Raw genomic sequence first — 18,012 nt, 5'->3', positions numbered from 1 at the left:
GACCCCGGACATGACCGATTTCACGATGGAGACAGGCGCCGACGGCGTCGCGGTGATCACCTGGGACGTGCCCGGCAAGTCGATGAACGTGCTGTCGATGGACGGTGCGACGGCGCTGAACGGGCTGATCGACGATGCGCTGGCCGACGAGGCGGTGAAGGGCATCGTCTTCACCAGCGGCAAGACGGACTTTGCCGCCGGGATGGACCTGAAGGTCATCGCGGGCATGAAGGACGCGAATGGTGCGCAGGGCGTGTTCGACGGCGTGATGACGCTGCACCATCTGCTGCGCAAGATCGAGCTGGCGGGGATGGACCCCAAGACCAAGAAGGGCGGCAAGCCGATCGCCAGCGCCCTGCCCGGCACCGCGCTTGGGATCGGGCTGGAGCTGCCGCTGGCGACGCATCGCATCTTTGCCGCCGACAACCCGAAGGCGAAGATCGGCCTGCCCGAGATCATGGTCGGCATCTTTCCCGGCGCCGGCGGGACGACCCGGCTGGCGCGCAAGCTGGGCGCGATGATGGCCGCGCCCTTCCTGCTGGAAGGGAAATTGTCGGACCCGAAGAAGGCGAAATCCGCCGGGCTGATCGACGAGGTCGTGGAGGATCCGCTGGCCGCCGCCAAGGCCTGGGTCCTGGAGGCGAAGGAGGCGGACCTGGTCAAGCCCTGGGACGCCAAGGGCTACAAGATGCCGGGAGGCGAGCCGTTCCACCCGGCGGGCTTCATGACCTTCGTGGGCGCATCGGCCATGGTTCATGGCAAGACCATGGGCGTCTATCCGGCGGCCAAGGCGCTGCTGTCAGCGGTCTATGAGGGGGCGATGGTGCCCTTTGACCAGGCGCTAAAGATCGAGGCGCGCTGGTTCACCAACGTGCTGATGAACCCCAGCAGCACCGCGATGATCCGCAGCCTGTTCATCAACAAGGAGGCGCTGGAAAAGGGCGCGAACCGTCCCGAGGCGCCGGACCAAACCGTCAAGAAGGTCGGCATCCTGGGCGCGGGCATGATGGGCGCGGGCATCGCCTATGTCAGCGCCATGGCGGGGATCGAGGTCGTCTTGATCGACGCGGCCCAGGAGAGCGCCGATCGCGGCAAGGCCTATTCCACGGGGCTGCTGGACAAGGCCATCGGCCGCAAGAAATCGACCGAGGAGAAGAAGGCCGAGGTTCTGAGCCGCATCACCGCCACCACGGACTATGCAGCCCTGGAAGGCTGCGACCTGATCGTGGAAGCGGTGTTCGAGGACCCGTCCGTCAAGGCCGAGGTGACCAGGCGAGCCGAGGCCGTGATCCCTGAGGACGCGATCTTTGCGACCAACACCTCGACCCTGCCGATCGGCGACCTGGCAAAGGCCAGCAGCCGCCCCGAGCAGTTCATCGGCATCCACTTCTTCAGCCCGGTCGACAAGATGCTGCTGGTCGAGATCATCAAGGGCAAGGAGACGGGTCCGGTGGCGGTCGCCAAGGCACTGGATTTCGTGCGCCAGATCCGCAAGACGCCGATCGTGGTGAACGATGCGCGCTTCTTTTATGCCAACCGCTGCATCATCCCCTATATCAACGAGGGCATCCGCATGGTCGGCGAAGGGGTCAACCCGACGCTGGTGGAAAATGCCGCCAAGATGATGGGCATGCCGCTGGGGCCGCTGCAGCTGGTCGATGAGACCTCGATCGACCTGGGCGTCAAGATCGCCAAGGCCACGCGCGCGGCGATGGGTGATGCCTATTCCGACGGCGCCGTCGACGAGGTGCTGTTCTGGATGGCCGACCAGGGCCGCATGGGCCGCAAGGGCGGCGCGGGCTTTTACGCCTATGAGGACGGCAAGCGGCAGGGCCTGTGGGAGGGTCTGGACGCGCGGTATCCGCGCGCGGAGGACCAGCCCGAGCTGCAGGACATCCAGCACCGCCTGATGTTCGCGCAAAGCCTGGAGGCCGTGCGCGCGCTGGAGGATGGCGTCCTGGAGGACATCCGCGAGGGCGACGTGGGCGCGATCCTGGGCTGGGGCTTTGCGCCCTGGTCGGGCGGGCCGTTCGGCTGGCTGGACATCCTGGGCGCCCGGAAGGCGGTCGAGATCTGCGACCGGCTGACGGCCGCGCATGGCGACCGCTTCCAGGCCCCCGCCCTGCTGCGCGAAATGGCCGAAAAGGGCGAAAGCTTCTATGGCCGCTTTGGCGGGCAGCAGAAGGCCGCCTGACATCCCGGGCGGATGGGCCGCACCCTTGTGGCCCATCCGCCCCCGCCTTGTGTCCCGGGCGCCATGATGCGAAACTTTCCGCAGGGCATCTCGTTGATCCGGCAGGACTTCGCCATATGCTGATGCATAGCGCCAGCACCGCCGGGCGGATGGCTGACAAGGGGACATTTTTTGATGACCGACCACACCCGCCGCCGCGCCGAGGCCACGCAGGCCGAGATCGACGCCCTGACCGCTGCGGCCCTGCCGGAACCGGCCCCAGCGCCCACCGAACTGGCCGGGGCTGATCCGGCCACCCAGGCCGAGATCCGCCGCCGCATGGACGAGATCGACCTGAAGGATTCGGGCTCGATCCTGCGGTTCGGCACCCGCGCCCAGGCCGATCTGCAACAGATCAGCCAGCGGATGCTGGCCGACGTCAAGACCAAGGAGGTCGGCCCCGCCGGCGACAGCCTGCGCGAGGTCGTGACCACGATCCGCGGCTTTTCCACGACGGAACTGGACATGCGCCGACAGCGCAGCTGGTGGGAGAGGCTGCTGGGGCGGTCCGCGCCCTTTGCCAAGTTCGTGGCCAATTACGAACAGGTCCAGACACAGATCGACCGCATCACCGCCGAACTGGAGGCGCATGAGCAGAAGCTGCTGAAGGACGTGAAGTCGCTGGACCTGCTTTATGACCGGACGCTGGCCTTTTATGACGAGCTGGCGCTGTACATCGCCGCCGGCACCGAAAAGCTGCACGAGCTGGACCACAAGACGATCCCCGCCAAGGAGGCCGAGGTGGCCGCCAAGGGCGCGACCGAGCAGGTGATGGAGGCGCAGGAGCTGCGCGACCTGCGCAGCCTACGCGACGACCTGGAACGCCGCGTCCACGACCTGAAGCTGACGCGGCAGGTGACGATGCAGTCGCTGCCCTCAATCCGGCTGGTGCAGGAGAACGACAAGTCGCTGGTGACCAAGATCAACTCGACCCTGGTGAACACGGTGCCGCTGTGGGAGACGCAGCTGGCGCAGGCCGTCACCATCCAGCGCAGCGCCGAGGCCGCCCGCGCGGTGCGCGAGGCCAGCGACCTGACCAACGAGCTGCTGACCCGCAACGCCGACAACCTGCGCCAGGCCAATGCCACGATCCGCGCCGAGACCGAGCGCGGCGTCTTTGACATCGAGGCGGTCAGGACCGCCAATGCCCAGCTGATCGCCACGATCGAGGACAGCCTGCGCATCGCCGACGAGGGCCGCACCCGCCGTGCCGCCGCCGAGGGCGAACTGGTGCGGATGGAGGCGGAACTGCGCGACGCGCTGGCCTCGGCCTCGTCGCGCCAGGGCGGGGCGATCACCGGACGGACCGGAGCGCGCTGATGTCGGCCCCCCTGCCCCGACCCTATGGCCTGCGCCCGCGCGCCCTTGGCGCCGCCGTTCTGGCGGCCTTGGCACTGGCGGGTTGCGCGCCAGGGGCTGTTGAGCCCGACGCGCCCGTGCAGCGCCCGGACCCCCGGCCCGAGGTTCAGGAGGGCCAGCCTGACCAGGCCCAGCTGCGCCGCGCCCGAGCCGAGCGGAACCGTGCCGCCAATGCCGCCGCGCAGTCGGCTTCGCTGGAGAGCAGCCCCGCCAGCCGGTCTCAGCGCGATTACTATGCGGCCGTGGAACAGCGCCTGCTGTCGCAGGGGCGGCTCAGGCGCGACCGCGTGCCCCAGGATGCACCGATCGACGCCGAGATGCTGACCCGCAACTTTTTGGCCATCGCGCTGCGCGATGAATACAGCCAATCCGCCGGCGGGCTGGTGGCGCAGGACCGGTCGGCCCCCCTGCGCCGCTGGGCGCAGCCGGTGCGGATGCAGATCGAATTCGGCGCCTCGACCGACACGGCCGCGCGCCCGGCCTGGCGGTCCGAGGTGGCGGATTACGCGGGCCAGCTGTCGGCGGCGACCGGCCATCCCGTGAGCCTGACCGCCCAGGGCGGCAACTTCACCATCCTGGTGCTGACCGAGGACGAGCGCCGCGCCATCGGCCCGCGCCTGCAGGAGCTGGTGCCGGGCATTCCCGCCCGCGACCGGCAGATCCTGGCGGACCTGCCGCCGGCGATCACATGCTCGGTCTTTGCCTATTCGCAGGGCGGCAGCAGCGCCTATGCCCATGCGGTCGCGGTGATCCGGGCAGAACTGCCCCGCCTGCTGCGCTCCTCCTGCATCCACGAGGAGCTGGCGCAGGGGCTGGGCCTGGCCAATGACAGCCCCAGCGCGCGCCCGTCGCTGTTCAACGACGACGAGGAATTCGCCCTGCTGACCCGGCATGACGAGCTGCTGCTGCGGATCCTCTATGACCGCCGCCTGTCGCCCGGCATGACCGAGGCTGAGGCCGCGCCCATCGTCCGCCAGATCGCGTCCGAGCTGCTGGGCGAAAGCGCCTGATCGGCGCGCTTGATCCGGCCTCCGGCCCGTCCCATACAGGGGGCGGGCCATGCGAAGGGGGAAGACCATGTCCATTTTCGACATCCTGGGCGGCGAATTCATCGAGGTCATCGAATGGACCGCCGACAGCCGCGACACGATGGTCTGGCGCTTTGACACGGTCGGGCGCGCGATCAAGTATGGCGCCAAGCTGACCGTCCGCGAGGGGCAGGCCGCCGTCTTTGTCCACGAGGGCCAGCTGGCCGATGTCTTCGGACCGGGCCTTTACCTGCTGGAGACGAACAACCTGCCGGTCCTGACCCGGCTGCAGCATTGGGACCACGGCTTTCGCAGCCCCTTCAAGTCCGAGGTCTATTTCGTCAACAAGACCCGCTTCAACGACCTGAAATGGGGCACGCGCAACCCGATCATCGCACGCGATCCGGAATTCGGCCCCGTGCGGCTGCGCGCCTTCGGCACCTATTCGATGCGCATCAGCGACCCTGCGCGCTTCATGTCGGAGATCGTCGGCACCGACGGCGATTTCACGCGAGACGAGATCGCCTACCAGATCCGCAACGTGATCGTGCAGGAATTTTCCCGCGCCATTGCGGCTGCGAACATCCCGGTCCTGGACATGGCCGCCAATACCGACCAGCTGGGCCGGCTGGTCGCCAAGGCCATCGCCCCGGTGATCGAGACCTATGGCCTGATCCTGCCCGAGTTCTACATCGAGAACATCAGCCTGCCCGCCGAGGTCGAGGCGATGCTGGACAAGCGGACCAGCATGGGGATCGTGGGCGATCTGGACCGCTTTGGCCAATATGCGGCGTCCGAGGCAATGCTGGCGGCGGCCCGGAACGAAGGTGGCGCGGGCGCCGGCTTTGGCGCGGCGATGGGGGCGGCGATGGGCGCCACGATGCGCACGGGCCCTTGGGGCGCCGTGCCCGCGTCCGCCGCTGCGGCCCCGGTGCCGCCGCCGCTGCCCGGCCGCGCGGTCGAGACGGTCTGGCACGTGGCTATCGACGGCGCGGCCCAAGGCCCCTATGGCCGCGGGCACCTGGGGCGCATGGCGGCCGAGGGCAGTTTCGCGCGTGATACGCTGGTCTGGACGCCGGGGCAGGATGGCTGGCTGCCGGCCGAGGACGTGCCGGAACTGGCGCAGCTTTTCACCATGATGCCGCCGCCCCTGCCCGGCTGAGATGGCCGGGCCCGCCGAACACCGCTTTCCCTGCGCGCAATGCGGGGCCAGCCTGCGCTTTCAGCCGGGCCAGCGAATGCTGGTCTGCGACTATTGCGGCCACCGGCAGGAGATAGGCCCCGGTGCCGCCCGCGCGCCCGGACGGCAGGCCGACGGCGCCCCGGCCGATCCGGCGCTGCAATGGGATGCGGGCCACAAGGCCCCCCAGCTGGCCGAGATCCCGCTGGAAAAGGGGCTGCACCTGGATGCGGGGGCGGGCGACATCGTCCAGGAGGTGCGGACGCTGTCCTGCCCCAATTGCGGCGCCCGGGTCGATCTGGACGACAGCCACCATGCCAGCGCCTGCCCGTTCTGCGCCACGCCGGTGGTCACCGACACCGGCCGGACCCGGCGCATCAAGCCGCAGGGCGTCCTGCCCTTTGTGCTGACCGAGGAGCAGGCCCGCCTGGCGATGACCGACTGGCTGGGGCGGCTGTGGTTCGCGCCGTCGGGCCTGACCGCCTATGCGCGCAAGGACCGGCGCCTGGCGGGGGTCTATTCGCCCTTCTGGACCTTCGACGCGCGCAGCCGCAGCCGCTATCACGGCCAGCGCGGCGACACCTATTACGAGACGGTCTGGGTCACCCAGCAGGTCAACGGCCGCAGCCAGCGCGTGGCCCGACAGGTGCCGCGCATCCGCTGGCGACGCGTGTCGGGCCAGGTGGCGCGGGATTTCAACGACGTGCTGGTGCTGGCCTCGACCGCGCTGCCGCCGCGGTTCACGGATGCGCTGACGCCCTGGGACCTGTCGCAGCTGGCGACCTATGATCCGGCCTTCCTGTCGGGCTTCGAGGCCGAGGGTTACACCGTGCCCCTGGCCGACGGCCACCAGGCGGCGCGGGCGCAGATGGCGCAGGTCATCGCCGGCGACGTCCGGCGCGACATCGGCGGCGACCAGCAGCGGATCGACCGGCTGGACAGCGAGTTTTCGGCCGAGACCTTCAAGCATGTCCTGCTGCCGATCTGGACCGCGGCCTATCGCTACAACGGCAAGAGCTATCGTTTCGTGGTGAACGGCCAGTCGGGCCGGGTCATGGGAGAGCGGCCCTGGTCGGCGTGGAAAATCGCCGCCGCGACCCTTGTCGCGCTGGTAGCGCTAGCGGCTTTCCTGTATCTGACGCAGTCAGGCTAAGGGGCAAAGGGAACGGGCATGATCCTGTGTGCAGGCGAATCGCTGATCGACATGGTGCCGCAGGACGGCTGTTTTCGTCCGCTGGCGGGGGGCGCGGTCTATAACACCGCCATCGCGCTTGGCCGGTTGGGGCAGCGGACCGGCTATCTGTGGCCGATCAGCCGCGACCCCTTCGGCGCCCAGATCCTGGCGCCGCTGGACGAGGCGGAGGTCGATACCGCGCTGTGCCCGCGCACCGACCGGCTGACGACGCTGGCCCTGGTGACGCTGACGAATAGCGAGGCGCGCTATTCCTTTTATGACGAAGGTTCGGCCGGGCGGATGCTGCGCCCCGAGGATATCCCTGCCCTGCCCGACAGCGTGTCGGCCCTGTTTGCGGGCGGCATCAGCCTGGTGCCGGACCCCTGCGGCGCCACGATCGAGGGGCTGGTTGCCGCGCATCACCACCGCCTGCCGGTGATGATCGATCCCAATATCCGGCCCTTCTTCATCACCGATCCCGCGGCCTATCGCGCCCGGCTGGACCGTCTGCTGCCGATGGCCGACATCGTCAAGCTGTCGGCGGACGACCTGGAATGGCTGCATCCCGACCTCTCCGCTGAGGAAGCCGCGCGGGCGGTGCTGGCGACCGGACCCCGGCTGGTCCTGCAGACCGGGGGCGAGGCTGGCGCCAAGGCCATCTGGGCGGGCGAGACGGTCACCGTTCCCGCCGTCCGCACCACCGTCGCGGACACGATCGGCGCGGGCGACACGTTCAACGCAGGCGTGCTGGCCAGCCTGGACCGCCAGGGCCTGCTGACGAAAGAGGGGATCGCGGGGATCACGCCCGACCAGATCCGCGCTGCCCTGACCCTGGGCGCGCAGGCGGCATCGGTGACCGTGTCGCGCCCCGGCGCGAACCCGCCTTGGGCAAGGGAAATGCCGGCCCGGGACTGAAGGGAGGATCATGCGTCGCGCACAGGGGGAACCGGTTCGCGACGCATGGTTCTGCGAAGGGCGCCGGCATCGGCCCCGCAGGGCTCAGTCGGCCGGGTGCCAGCCCCCAAGCCGCCGCTCATCGGGGCCGTCATCCTCGTCATCATCATCGGCCGCGTCGTCGCCGCCGGTCAGGGCCGCAAAGCCGGCCTTCTGCCGCTCGGTCCAGCGCAGGTGGAGGATCAGGCCATCCTCGCCGGCCTCCTCGCGCTCGACCACGCCGGCCTCGTGCAGCCAGGCGCGGCTGCGACCGTCGGCAAAGTCCAGCACCACCCGGTCTTCCAGCCGCGGCTCATCCAGAACCTCGCCCAGCAGCCGGTCGATGGCGCCGATCAGGTCGTCCAGGCCTTCGCCGGTCAGGGCGCTGACCGCCTGCACGCCCTCGGTGCGGGCATCGGTGCGGCGCAGCGCGGTGCGCGTCTCGGGGCCCAGGGCGTCGATCTTGTTCCAGACCTCGATGGCGGCCACGTCCTCGTCCACGCCGAGGCTGTCCAGGATGTCGGCCACATCCTCGGCCTGTTCCTCAGTCTCGGGGTGGCTGATGTCGCGGACATGCAGGATCAGGTCGGCCTCCAGCACCTCCTCCAGCGTGGCGCGGAAGGCGGCAACCAGTTCCGTGGGGAGGTCGCTGATGAAGCCCACCGTGTCCGACAGGATGATCTTGCGCCCGGAGGTCCCCCCCTGCGCATCCGGCAGGCGGATGGCGCGCATGGTCGGGTCCAGCGTCGCGAACAGCATGTCCTTGGCCAGGACCTCGGCGCCGGTCAGGCGGTTGAACAGCGTCGACTTGCCGGCGTTGGTATAGCCCACCAGCGCCACGATCGGGTAAGGCACCTTGGCCCGCGCGGCGCGGTGCAGGGTGCGGGTCTTGACCACGCGCTCCAGCTGGCGGCGCAGGCGGGTCATCTGTTCGTCGATGGCGCGGCGGTCGGCCTCGATCTGCGTCTCGCCGGGACCGCCGACAAAGCCGAGGCCGCCCCGCTGGCGCTCCAGGTGGGTCCAGGCGCGGACCAGCCGCGTGCGCTGATATGACAGTGCCGCCAGTTCGACCTGCAGCACGCCTTCACGGGTGCGGGCACGGTCGGCGAAGATCTCCAGGATCAGCCCAGTCCGGTCCAGAAGCTTGACGCCCCATTCCTTTTCCAGGTTGCGCTGCTGGACGGGCGTCACGGGGCCGTCGACCAGGACCAGCTCGACCTCGGCCTCCTCGAGGCGCTGCTTGATCTCGGCCAGCTTGCCCTTGCCGAACAGCTTGCCGGGATTGGGCTCGCGCAGGTTGGCCACCTCGGATCCCACCATCTCGATGCCGGGCAGGGCCAAGGCCAGCGCCACGGCCTCGGCCAGCGCATGTTCGGGGGTGCGCCGCTGCGTGCGGGCGCGGCCCAGATCGGGATGGATCACATAGGCGCGGGTCGGCCGTGCTGCGGTTTCGGTCAGTTCTGCCAATCAGTCCTCGCCTTCATACAGGCTGATCGGCTGGCCCGGCATGATCGTGCTGATGGCATGCTTGTAGACCAGCTGCGACTGGCCGTCGCGGCGCAGGAGGACGCAGAAATTGTCGAACCAGGTGATGACACCCTGCAGCTTGACGCCATTGATCAGGAAAATGGTGACCGGCACCTTGGCCTTGCGGACGTGGTTCAGGAATGCGTCCTGCAGGTTCTGCTTGTCGCCAGCCATTTTTTTCGTCCGTTTTTCACTGTCCCTGTCAAATGTAACATCTAGAGCCTTGCCACAGGCCATGCAAGCGGACCGGATTTACGGAAAAACGAGGCATACCATTTCGGCCACACCTGCCGGTTCAGCGCCGCCAGAACTCGGGCGAGAACAATGCCAGCACCGCCAGCGTCTCGATCCGGCCCAGGATCATGGCCGAGGCCAGCACCGCCTTGGTGAAGACCGGCAGGCCCGACCAGCCCTCCCAAGGGGCGGAGGCGATGCCCGCGCTGCCCTCGAAGGCGGGGGTCAGCGGAATGGCGCCGGCCAGCGGGCCGGTATTGGTCAGCGCGGCGATGGACAGGATGGTCGCGGTTTCGAATTCGATGGCCTGGATCGAGACCAGCGTGACGATGGCGGCGATCGACATCGCGAACAGCATGAAGAAGATGAAGGCCAGATAGGCCCCCTCGCGCCGCAGCCGCCGGGCGATGCGGCCCCCGCCCGACACGGAACTGGGATGGATGATCCGCTCCATCTCGCGCTGGCCGTGGCGCGCCAGGGCATAGACGCGCAGCAGCTTGACGCCGCCTGCGGTGGTGGCGATCCCGCCGCCCATCATGGCCAGTCCCGCCAGGATCAGGCCCGGTGCGGTCAGGCCGGACCAGGCCCGCGCCCCCTGCCAGTCAACCGAGTTCCAACCCGTCGTCGTCAGATAGCTGAGCGCATTGAACGTCCCGCCCCACAGGGCCGACAGCCCGTTGCCCAGGTCGCGCAGCATCCCGGGGGCCTCGCCTTCCGCGCTGCCGACCTCGATGGCGCCCAGGAAATGGCGCAGGAACAGAAGGCTGGCGACCAGCACGACCAGGCCCGCGGCCAGCTGCAGTTCCGGGTCCTCGCGCAGGCTCTCGGTGGCGCGCAGCTGGCTGCCGCCGGGCCAGAAGCGGCGGGACAGCGCCGGGATCAGGAACAGGAAGACCAGCATCTCGCCGGCGACGCCCGACACTTCGCTGGTCGGCCCGATGACCGGCGAGATGCCCGAGGTCGACAGCGTCCCCATCGCGCGGGTCAGCGCCAGAAAGGACGGGTCCCCCAGCATCAGAAGCCCGACCCACAGGGCCAGCGTCAGCCCCAGATAGAGCGGTCCGACCGCCAGCGCCGCGCGCGCCAGCCGTGCCCCGGCGTCGGATTGCCGCGTTTCGAAGGCGGGGTCCGACAGATGCGGGATCAGGCGGCGCGGATCGGCCGAACGGGGAAGCCGCTGCATGTATTCCCGCCGGCCATAGGGACTGGACATGATCTCGAACCCGCCCACATGCAGCGGCGCCAGGATGGCGATGGCGGCGACCAGGATGAAGAAGCCGCCCATCCAGCCCGCCATCGCCCGCCACAGATGCAGCGGCGCAGGCAGAAGGTCGGCCGAATAGAGCGAGGCCCCGGTGGTCGTCAGCGACGACACCATTTCCCACCAGGCGTTGAAATAGCCGGTATCGGGCAGGCTTTCGGCAAAGGGCAGCGCCAGCAGCAGGGGCAGCAGGCCGAAGACACCCAGCATGGTCAGCAGCGTCTCGCGCGAGCGCTGCGGCCGGGGATTGGCCTGGGTCGCCAGCCCGATCAGCCCGCAGAAGACCAGGATCAGCAGTGCCGCGTAGAAGAAGTTGCGCGCGATGGCGGCCTGTCCCGTGGTCGAGGCATAGCCCGCGGGGATCAGCATCATCAGCGCGGCAAGCCCGCTCAGCAGGACCAGAAGCGGCAGTCGTTGCAGGATGCGGATCATCGGCGCGCGCCCCTCAGAAGAAGTCGATCGAGACCTGCAGCAGGCGCTCGACCTCGGGAACGTCCTTGGTGAGGGCAAAGATCAGCACGATGTCACCCTCCTCGATGCGCGTGTCGGCCAGGGGCTTGAGCACGCGGTCGCCCTTGCGCACCGCCCCCAGAAGCGCGCCTTCGGGAAAGTCGATGTCGCGCAGCGGGCGGCCGCACATGGGGCTGGTCGACAGGACCTGCGCCTCCATCACCTCGGCCTCGGCATCGCCGATGGAATAGATGTCGCGCACCCGGCCGTGGCGGATGTGGCGCAGGATGGTCGACACGGTCGTGGCGCGCGGGTTGATATAGGCGTCGATGTCCAGCGCCCCCATCAGCGGCACCAGCGTCGGGTCGTTGATCAGCGCAATGGCCATCTTGGCGCCCGCCTGCTTGGCCCGGACCGAGGCCAGGATGTTGGTCTTGTCGTCGTCGGTCACCGCCAGCACCGCATCGGCCTGCGGCACGCCCGCCTCGTCCAGCAGCTCGGCCGACAGGCCGTCGCCGTTCAGCACGATGGTCCGCTCCAGCCGGTCGGCGGCGAATTCCGCGCGGGCGCGGTCACGCTCGATCAGCTTGGCGCGGATGCGGTCGGCGCGGTTCTCCAGCGTCTGCGCCACGGCCAGGCCCACGTTGCCCGCGCCGATGATGGCCACGCGCTCCTGCTTCTGGGGTGGCTTGCCAAAGATATCCAGCGTGCGGGCCACGTCCTCGGCATGGGAAAAGACATAGATCTGGTCATGGGCGAACAGCTGGTCGCCGGGTTCGGGCGCGAACAGCCGGCCGTCGCGGCGCACGCCCGCGACGATGGCGCGCAGGCTGGAAAACAGTTCCGTCAGCTGCCGCAGGGGCGTGTTCAGCGCCGGGCAGTCCGGCTCCAGGTCGATGCCCAGCAGCTGGATCTTGCCGTCCATGAAGGTTTCCACGTCGAAGGTCGAGGGCGCGGAGAGCCGCTGCAGCGCCGCCAGCGCCACCTCGCGTTCCGGGCTGATGACCACGTCGATGGGCAGGTGTTCGGTGCGATAGAGATCGCTGTAGATGGCGTCCAGATAGGCGCCGCTGCGCAGGCGGGCGATCTTGCGCGGCACCTGGAAGACCGAATGCGCAACCTGGCAGGTGACCATGTTCACCTCGTCCGAATGGGTCGCGGCGATGATCAGGTCGGCGTCGCGGGCGCCGGCGCGGTCCAGCACGTCGGGATGGCTGGCAAAGCCGGTGACACCCTGAACGTCCAGCGCATCGGTGGCGCGGCGGATCAGGTCGGGATTGTTGTCGATGACGGTGACATCGTTGCGTTCCCCCGACAGGTGGCGCGCGATCTGCCAGCCGACCTGGCCGGCCCCGCAAATGATGATCTTCATCCACAGCCCTCTTGCCGCACGCGCCCAGATGCCGGACGCCCCTTTGCCTATGCCGGGGCGCCCGCGCGTGCAAGCGGCGGCGCTATTGCCCCAAGGCCATCTCGTCGTCGCTGCGCATGCCGCCGACGACGCCCAGGGACTTGAGCTTGCGGTGCAGCGCGCTGCGCTCCATCCCCACGAACTGGGCGGTGCGGCTGATATTGCCGCCGAAACGGTTGATCTGCGCGACCAGGTATTCCCGTTCGAACATCTCGCGCGCCTCGCGCAGCGCCATGGCGGTGACCGCCGGCCCCAGGCTCAGCGCGTCGCTGTTGTCGGGGGTGGCGCCCTGCGGTTCCAGTTCCGAAGGCTGGATGGCGCCGCTTTCCTCGGCCAGGATCAGCACGCGCTCGATGACGTTGCGCAACTGGCGGATGTTGCCGGGCCAGCGCATCGATTGCAGCGCGGCCACGGTCTCCTCGGGCAGGTCGCGCGGGGTCAGGCCCTGGGTGCGGTGGAACTGCTCGATGAAGTGGCGCGCCAGGATCGCGATGTCGTCGCGCCGGTCGGCCAGCGAGGGCACCGCCAGCGGCACCACGTTCAGCCGGTCGTAGAGCTCCTGCCGGAAGCGCCCGGCGGCGATCTCGGCCACCAGGTCGCGGTTGGTCGAGGACAGCACCCGCAGGTCCACCCGCACCCGGTCCGCCCCGCCCGCACGCACGAACTGCTGTTCGGTCAGCACCCGCAGGATCTTGGGCTGTGTGCCCATGGGCATGTCGCCCACCTCGTCGAAATAGATGATGCCGCCATGGGCCTGTTCCAGCAGGCCGGGCTCGATCCCCCGCTCGGCCGATTCGCGGCCGAACAGCACCTCCTCCATCCGCTCGGGCTCGATCGTGGCGCAGGGGACGGTCACGAAGGGCGCATGGGCGCGCGGGCTGTGGGCATGGATATAGCGCGCGGCCATTTCCTTGCCGGTGCCGGGCTCGCCCGCCAGCATCACCCGGCCATTCGACTTGGCCACCTTGTCCAGCGCGTCGCGCAGCCGCTTGAAGGCCACCGACTGGCCCAGCATCTCGGCCATGTGGTCGCCGCCGCGCCGCAGGCTGCTGTTCTCGCGGCGCAGCCGGCTGGTCTCCATCGCGCGGTTGATGACCACCATCAGCTGATCGATGTTGAAGGGCTTTTCGATGAAGTCATAGGCGCCCTGCTTGATCGCCGCGACCGCGATCTCGATGTTGCCATGCCCCGAGATGATGATCACCGGCACGCCGGGATTGTTGCGCTTGACCTGTTTCAGGATGTCGATCCCGTCCATGCGGCTGTCCTTCAGCCAGATGTCCAGGATCATCAGGGCCGGCTCGCGCTCGTTCAGCGCGGCCACGGCCTCGTCGGAATTGGCAGCCAGACGGGTTTCGAACCCCTCGTCCTTCAGGATGTCCGCGATCAGCTCGCGGATGTCCCGTTCGTCATCGACGATCAGAATGTCGCTCATGGTGTCGCCTCGTCTTTTTCTTGTCTGCTCTTGGTCTTGGGGGCGCGGACCGGGTGCCGTTCGCGCGGCAGCCGGATTTCGGCCATGGCGCCCGGAGGATCGGGCGCATCGGTCAGGGACAGGCTGCCGCCATGTTCCTCGACGATCTTCTTCACGATGGGCAGGCCTAGGCCGGTGCCCTGGCTTTTCAGCGTCACATAGGGCTCGAACAGGCGGGAACGGTCGGCGGGCAGGCCCAGGCCGTTGTCGATGATGCGGATGCAGACGGCCTCGGGCTGGGTGTCCATCGTGACGCGGATCAGCGGCGCCCAGTCCCCGGGCTCGGCCGCCTTGCGTTCCTCGATCGCCTCGCCCGCGTTCTTCAGAAGGTTGGTCAGCGCCTGGCGCAGCATGCCCGCGTCGCAATCGACGATGACCGGCTGGTCCGGGATCTCGGCCTGCAGGGCGTCGTGCAATGCGTCCTGCTGCAGCAGCACGACCTGGCGCAAAAGTCCCGCCAGGTCGGTCTCGGCGCGGTCGGGTTCGGGCATGCGGGCAAAGCGGCTGAACTCGTCCACGATCCGGCGCAGGTCGTTGGTCTGGCGGATGATGACGTCGGTATACTGCTCCAGCGCGGCGCGTTCGCTTTCGGGCGCCAGCGGGCCGAACTTGCGGCGCAGGCGCTCGGCCGACAGCTGGATGGGGGTCAGGGGGTTCTTGATCTCATGCGCGACGCGGCGGGCCACGTCGCCCCAGGCCGCCATGCGCTGCGCGATGACCAGTTCGGTCACGTCGTCGAAGGCCACCACGAAGCCCTCCAGGTCGCCCTCGGCCCCGCGCCGCACGGCCATGCGCACCAGCAGGCTCTCGACCCGCCCCTGCCGCATCAGCCGCACCTCGTCCTGGATCGTTTCGGCGACCGAGGCCGACAGCCGCTCGAACAGGGGGGCGAATTCCGGCACCGCCTCGGACAGCAGCGCGTCGATGTCGCGCCTGGGGTCCAGCCCCAGCAGGCGGCTGGCCGAACGGTTGACAAAGTCGATCTCTCCGGCCGCATCCAGACCGATCACCCCGGAGGTGACCGAGGCCAGCACATTGTCGAACAGCCGCCGCTGTTCGTCCGACAGCCGATAGCTCTCGATCAGCTCCTCGCGCTGCGTCTTCAGCTGGCGGGTCATGCGGTTGAAGGCGCGGCCCAGGGTCTGGATCTCGTCGCCGGTGCTGGGTTCGGGGACCTGCACGTCCAGATCGCCGCGGCCGACCTGCTCGGTCGCCTGCGCCAGAAGGCCGATGGGGCGCGACAGGCGGCTGGCGAACCACAGCGCCAGCCAGATCGCCGCCGCCACCAGCAGCAGCGCAAAGCCCAGATAGACCAGCGAGAATTCGAACAGCACGCGGCTGCGCATCTCCTCCAGCTCGCGATAGTTTCCGGCGGTGGCGCGGGTGTCGTCGACCAGCCCCAGCAGATCGCCATCCACGTCGCGGGTCACGTAAAGATAGCGGTCGGCCAGCGGCGGCAGGGCGACCAAGGCGCGGAACTCGTCATTGCCCCAGTCCTCGATCAGCACGATGCCGTCGGTCTGCGCCTGGTCCAGCTGGTCGCTGCTGGGCTCCTCGTACCAGAAGAGATAGCTGCGTTCGCCGCGGGCCCGGATCTCTCCGGCGCCGTTGATGATATAGGCCTCCCGGAGGCCGCGCTGGATCAGGCTCTGGCCCTGTGCCAGCAGCTGGCGCATCTCGCCGTCCTCGATCAGCGGATTGGCCCGGCCGGCCTGCGTCAGCACCCCGGCCAGGGCGCGCGCATCCTCGGTCAGGTCGCTGCGATGCTCGGCCTGATAGGCCTCGGCTGCCGCCTGCGATGTGGCGACCACCTGCTGCACCCGGTCGGAAAACCAGCCCTCCAGCCCGATATTGACCAGAAGGCCCGCGAACAGCGCCACCAGCACCGTGGGCACCAGCGCCAGCCCGCCAAAGATCGCCACCAGCCGCGCATGCAGCCGCGATGCCGGGCCCGCGCGGCGGCGCGCAGCGATCAACCGCGCCATGCGCGCCAGGATGAAGCCGAGGACCAGGACCAGATAGATCAGGTCGCCCAGGAGGACGATGCGCAGGACCTGCCCCTGAAGGTCGCGCCCCAGGGGCCCCAGCACCAGCAGCGTCGCCACGGCCAGTGCCAGCCCGGCCAGCATCATGGACCAGCCCAGCACCCCGCGCCATTGGCGGGGCAATCGGATGCGGGCCAGCCTGTCCCAACCGAGCCCTGTCTCCAGGCCTGCCATAAACCCCACTTGCCGTCTTTCGCGGCTTATCTGCGGGCGCGCGTGACCTTTGCGCTGCCCCCCTGTGGCGGTTTTACATCAGTTTGCGACGACGTGTCACCTCGATATTCAGCTCGGTCAGCTTCTTGCGCAAAGTGTTGCGATTGATGCCCAGCAGGTCCGCGCAACGCAGCTGATTTCCGCCGGTCGCATCCAAGGCCACCTGCAGCAGGGGACGCTCGACCTCGCGCAGGATGCGGTCATAGAGGCCCGGCGGCGGCAGCGCATCGCCATGCAGGTCGAAATAGCGTTGCAGATGCGCCTCGACCGAATCCGACAGACGCGAATGGGCCGAGGGCAGCGCAACCAGCGCAGCAGGCTCCGCGGGCGCGGGCCCCGAGAGGTTCGCGGGGGCAGGCATCTGCACGCGCAGGCCCGACTGCTGGGTCAGCGCCTCGCGCATCTCGGTCACGCTGATCGCGGCGCCGCTGGCGGTCAGGGCCAGGCGGCGCATCATGTTCTCCAGCTCGCGCACGTTGCCGGGAAAGGGATGGGCGCGCAGCATCGCGGCGGCCTCGTCCGACAGCATCCGCTCGGGCAGGCCCTGGGCCGCGGCGCGGGCCAGCAGATGCGCCGCCAGCGGCAGGATGTCGTCCACCCGCGCGCGCAGGGGCGGCACGCTGACCGTCACGCCGGCCAGCCGGTAATAAAGGTCCGAGCGCAGCCGCCCGCCCGCCACGTCGGCCTGCGGATCGGGGCCGGTGGTCGACACGATGCGTGGCGCCTGCGCGCGGTCGGGGCCGGATTCCATCGCCTCGATCAGGCCGATCAGGCGCGCCTGCGCGGCGCTGTCGAAGCCGGCCGGGTTCTCGATCACGATGGTGCCGCCCATCGCCTTGTCGGCCGCCCGCGCGATGGCCTCCTCGCCGGCATCGGACGAGGTCAGGACCGCCAGCCCCCGGTCGCGGCGGTCCGATAGTTCGTGAAAGCTGCGGGCGATGGTGGTCTTGCCGACGCCCGCCTCGCCCGCGATGATCACCGGCAGATCGGCATTCAGCACCCGCGCCACCATGCGGAACAGCGCCTGCATGCTGGGCGCGTGCCCGATCAGCGGCATGGCCGGATCGGCCGCCTCGCGGGGCGCGGGCAGCGGCTCGGGGACCGTGTCCGACCGGCGCGGGCGGCGCGACAGGGCCAGGTTCGCCTTGGACATCAGGTCGGGCAGGTCGAAGGGCTTGGGCAGGTATTCAAAGGCCTCGGCCTCGGTCGCGCGGATCGCGGTGACGATGGTGTTCTGGGCCGAGATCACGATCACCGGCAGGTCGGGGCGCGCCTCGCGGATGGCCGGGATGCGGTCGATGCCGTTGCCGTCGGGCATCATCACGTCGGTGATGACCAGGTCGCCCCGCCCCTCCTCGACCCATTTCGACAGCTGCGCCAGGCTGCCCGTGGCATGGACCCGGCAGCCCGCGCGGGTCAGCGCCTGCGTCAGCACCGTGCGGATGGTGCGGTCGTCGTCGGCGATCAGAACGGTTCCGTCCATGGGGTCA

13 protein-coding genes are annotated in these 18,012 nt (G+C 69.0%); 6 read left to right on the top strand and 7 right to left on the bottom strand.

Annotation, left to right across the window (positions count from 1 at the left end):
- Positions 1–10 precede the first annotated feature (10 nt).
- From ACZ2G3_RS03275 to ACZ2G3_RS03250, 6 genes are all read left to right on the top strand, one after another.
- Positions 11–2,194, top strand: coding sequence for a 3-hydroxyacyl-CoA dehydrogenase NAD-binding domain-containing protein (locus ACZ2G3_RS03275; RefSeq protein ID WP_470397626.1), 2,184 nt, complete (start codon positions 11–13; stop codon positions 2,192–2,194).
- Positions 2,195–2,368: 174 nt separating this feature from the next.
- Complete coding sequence (locus ACZ2G3_RS03270) at positions 2,369–3,553, top strand: toxic anion resistance protein (RefSeq protein WP_470397624.1); 1,185 nt, start codon at positions 2,369–2,371, stop codon at positions 3,551–3,553.
- Positions 3,553–4,602, top strand: coding sequence for a DUF2927 domain-containing protein (locus ACZ2G3_RS03265; RefSeq protein WP_470397622.1), 1,050 nt, complete (start codon positions 3,553–3,555; stop codon positions 4,600–4,602). Before ACZ2G3_RS03270 ends, ACZ2G3_RS03265 begins: the two co-directional genes overlap by 1 nt.
- A 67-nt stretch (positions 4,603–4,669) precedes the next feature.
- Positions 4,670–5,782: an SPFH domain-containing protein gene (locus ACZ2G3_RS03260; RefSeq protein WP_470397621.1), complete on the top strand. Its 1,113-nt coding sequence runs from the start codon at positions 4,670–4,672 to the stop codon at positions 5,780–5,782.
- Position 5,783: 1 nt separating this feature from the next.
- Positions 5,784–6,953 carry a TFIIB-type zinc ribbon-containing protein gene (locus ACZ2G3_RS03255; RefSeq protein ID WP_470397619.1) on the top strand — a complete coding sequence of 390 codons (1,170 nt, stop codon included), beginning with the start codon at positions 5,784–5,786 and terminating at the stop codon, positions 6,951–6,953.
- 18 nt (positions 6,954–6,971) lie between these two features.
- Positions 6,972–7,889: a carbohydrate kinase family protein gene (locus ACZ2G3_RS03250; RefSeq protein ID WP_470397618.1), complete on the top strand. Its 918-nt coding sequence runs from the start codon at positions 6,972–6,974 to the stop codon at positions 7,887–7,889.
- An 84-nt stretch (positions 7,890–7,973) separates the two neighbouring features.
- Here ACZ2G3_RS03250 and hflX read toward each other — a convergent pair whose 3' ends face one another.
- The 7 genes from hflX to ACZ2G3_RS03215 all read right to left on the bottom strand — a co-directional run bounded on the left by hflX (position 7,974) and on the right by ACZ2G3_RS03215 (position 18,005).
- A complete protein-coding gene (gene hflX, locus ACZ2G3_RS03245; protein ID WP_419271172.1) occupies positions 7,974–9,374 on the bottom strand; it encodes a GTPase HflX in 1,401 nt (466 codons plus the stop codon).
- Positions 9,375–9,608: an RNA chaperone Hfq gene (hfq, locus tag ACZ2G3_RS03240; protein ID WP_020949330.1), complete on the bottom strand. Its 234-nt coding sequence runs from the start codon at positions 9,606–9,608 to the stop codon at positions 9,375–9,377.
- A 121-nt stretch (positions 9,609–9,729) separates the two neighbouring features.
- On the bottom strand, positions 9,730–11,361 hold the full coding sequence (locus tag ACZ2G3_RS03235; protein WP_419271173.1) for a potassium transporter TrkG: 1,632 nt from the start codon (positions 11,359–11,361) through the stop codon (positions 9,730–9,732).
- A gap of 13 nt (positions 11,362–11,374) precedes the next feature.
- Positions 11,375–12,751, bottom strand: coding sequence for a Trk system potassium transporter TrkA (gene trkA, locus ACZ2G3_RS03230; RefSeq protein ID WP_419271174.1), 1,377 nt, complete (start codon positions 12,749–12,751; stop codon positions 11,375–11,377).
- Positions 12,752–12,833: 82 nt separating this feature from the next.
- Positions 12,834–14,225, bottom strand: a complete 1,392-nt coding sequence (ntrX, locus tag ACZ2G3_RS03225) for a nitrogen assimilation response regulator NtrX (protein ID WP_470397615.1) — start codon at positions 14,223–14,225, stop codon at positions 12,834–12,836.
- Complete coding sequence (locus tag ACZ2G3_RS03220; protein ID WP_470397613.1) at positions 14,222–16,483, bottom strand: sensor histidine kinase NtrY-like; 2,262 nt, start codon at positions 16,481–16,483, stop codon at positions 14,222–14,224. The genes ntrX and ACZ2G3_RS03220 overlap by 4 nt, the downstream gene beginning before the upstream one ends.
- Positions 16,484–16,556: 73 nt before the next feature.
- On the bottom strand, positions 16,557–18,005 hold the full coding sequence (locus ACZ2G3_RS03215) for a response regulator (RefSeq protein ID WP_419271177.1): 1,449 nt from the start codon (positions 18,003–18,005) through the stop codon (positions 16,557–16,559).
- Positions 18,006–18,012 lie beyond the last annotated feature (7 nt).

This window comes from Paracoccus sp. KKT209 (genome assembly GCF_055635455.1).
Note: the sequence above shows the minus strand (reverse complement) of the source record. Positions and strands in the feature narration are given on the sequence as shown.

What these genes read in the sequence shown, in the direction of transcription:
- ACZ2G3_RS03250 (WP_470397618.1), top strand. Translation starts at nt 6,972, where the DNA reads ATGATCCTGTGTGCAGGCGAATCGCTGATCGACATGGTGCCGCAGGAC.
- ACZ2G3_RS03215 (WP_419271177.1), bottom strand. Translation starts at nt 18,005, where the DNA reads ATGGACGGAACCGTTCTGATCGCCGACGACGACCGCACCATCCGCACG.
- ACZ2G3_RS03270 (WP_470397624.1), top strand. Translation starts at nt 2,369, where the DNA reads ATGACCGACCACACCCGCCGCCGCGCCGAGGCCACGCAGGCCGAGATC.
- ACZ2G3_RS03275 (WP_470397626.1), top strand. Translation starts at nt 11, where the DNA reads ATGACCGATTTCACGATGGAGACAGGCGCCGACGGCGTCGCGGTGATC.
- ntrX (WP_470397615.1), bottom strand. Translation starts at nt 14,225, where the DNA reads ATGAGCGACATTCTGATCGTCGATGACGAACGGGACATCCGCGAGCTG.
- ACZ2G3_RS03220 (WP_470397613.1), bottom strand. Translation starts at nt 16,483, where the DNA reads ATGGCAGGCCTGGAGACAGGGCTCGGTTGGGACAGGCTGGCCCGCATC.
- ACZ2G3_RS03265 (WP_470397622.1), top strand. Translation starts at nt 3,553, where the DNA reads ATGTCGGCCCCCCTGCCCCGACCCTATGGCCTGCGCCCGCGCGCCCTT.
- ACZ2G3_RS03235 (WP_419271173.1), bottom strand. Translation starts at nt 11,361, where the DNA reads ATGATCCGCATCCTGCAACGACTGCCGCTTCTGGTCCTGCTGAGCGGG.
- ACZ2G3_RS03260 (WP_470397621.1), top strand. Translation starts at nt 4,670, where the DNA reads ATGTCCATTTTCGACATCCTGGGCGGCGAATTCATCGAGGTCATCGAA.
- ACZ2G3_RS03255 (WP_470397619.1), top strand. Translation starts at nt 5,784, where the DNA reads ATGGCCGGGCCCGCCGAACACCGCTTTCCCTGCGCGCAATGCGGGGCC.
- hfq (WP_020949330.1), bottom strand. Translation starts at nt 9,608, where the DNA reads ATGGCTGGCGACAAGCAGAACCTGCAGGACGCATTCCTGAACCACGTC.
- trkA (WP_419271174.1), bottom strand. Translation starts at nt 12,751, where the DNA reads ATGAAGATCATCATTTGCGGGGCCGGCCAGGTCGGCTGGCAGATCGCG.